General features: G+C 65.9%; 1 protein-coding gene. It reads right to left on the bottom strand.

All coding sequences use genetic code 11. The features are described from left to right. Positions 1-237: 237 nt before the first annotated feature. A partial coding sequence (locus tag A39O_RS32775) for a transposase family protein (RefSeq protein ID WP_020504329.1) occupies positions 238-1593 on the bottom strand: 1356 nt, incomplete at its 5' end.

Genomic DNA, 1593 nt, shown 5'->3' with positions numbered 1-1593 from the left:
CAGCCCTGAAGCATAACCCTGCCGCCAGCTGACATCGGGCGTCGTCGGCACCGGTCGGCGCTGGCGTTGGCCGTTGCGGAGTGGGTTTGACCTAACCAGGGGGGCAGCGGGACGCCCTGGCGGGTGCCGGGAGGGTGGTCGAATCAGTCCTCGCGCCGGTGTCACGGTCGCCAGGCAAGCGATTCCCGGCGCCGGTGGTTGCCGGCGAGCGGAATCCGACGCCGTGCCCGGCGGCGCTTATTCGAGCTGAAGCTGCAACGGCTGGGCCAGCAGGCGGCGCATCCGCGCGGGGTCGAGCCAGGGGGCGGCGCAGGACGTCCGGATGAAGGCGATGGCGCCGCGCACGCCCAGTTGTCGGTAGAGGTCACGCAGGTGGCGGGCGAAGCGCGCCAGGGTGTTGAGCAGATGCGCCAGGCGCATCAGGGAGTGATAACCCTTCATGGCATTCCAGTCGTAGGCAAAGGTGTGCTCGTACTGATAGCCCTGATGTTTCTCCACCAGGAAGCCGGCCTCGATGCCCCAGCGGTGGCGCGCGCCCAGGTTGCAGCGTTCGTGGACATGCTCCTGGCCGAGCGGGGCGCTGGAGAGCCACGCATGGCGGGCGCTCTTGGTCAGGCGTGCGCCCTGGGCATCAATGGTTTCCCAGGTCTCCTCACACACCACCACATGCACACGCAGGTGGTGGCGACCCTGGTTCGAGAACGCATAGTCGATGCCGTTGACCCAGGAAAAGCGCTGACGGCGCTCCCCCCAGTGGCGCTGGCAGCCGTTGGGCTGCACGGCGTGCAAGGCGTGGAACTCCTCCCAGACGGTGGACAGGTCCTGGTCTTTGAGCACGATCATGAACTGCCAATGGAACTGACGGCAGCGGTGCATCACCGGTCCATTGGCATAGAGACCGTCGAGTAACAGGAGGATCGGCAGGCGCGGAAACAGCGCCTTGATGCGGGCACTCAGGCGGGTGAAGGCGCGCAGTTCGCAGTCTTGTTTGTCGGCCGTGATATCGCCCTTGGCGTATTCAAGGAATTCGCTGAGCAGCGGGATCACCAGGCCGTTGTGAAAGGCCAGACTGGCCTCCAGGACGTAGACGAAATACTGGGGGTGGCGCGCGTCCGCGGCACCGACCTGACGTTCCAGGAGATTCTCGTCCCAGAGGGTGTCACGGGTGAACTTCTGGGAGCCGTCAATGGCGATGGGATAGGCGTGGTTGATCAGGTAGCGACGGAAGGTCTTGGCGCGGATCAGGCGGCGCACCAGGTCGACGTGGGCCTGTTCGAGGTGGGCGACGTCGATGTCGCGCAGCAATCGAAAGAGGGTGTCGGCATGCGGCAGGGTCTCCAGTTCGGGAAACAGCAGCCGCAGGTTGGCCTCGAACTGTGGGCGGGTCAGCTCGCGGTTGACCGCGCGCCGGGAGGCAAACTGAAAAACGAACATCAGCAGTCCGTAGAGCAGCAGCACGGTGAGCCGATGGCGGCACTTCTTGGGCTGGCGGGGGTCAGGAATCTGTTCCAGACGGGCGAGCAACGCGGGCAACTCCCGGCGCAGGACGCGCACCTGCCCGCTGACCGCCGTCTCGCGGGCCTGCTGTTCCTC

The sequence above is a fragment of the Lamprocystis purpurea DSM 4197 genome (assembly GCF_000379525.1).
Taxonomy (GTDB): Bacteria; Pseudomonadota; Gammaproteobacteria; order Chromatiales; family Chromatiaceae; genus Thiodictyon; species Thiodictyon purpureum.
Note: the sequence above shows the minus strand (reverse complement) of the source record. Positions and strands in the feature narration are given on the sequence as shown.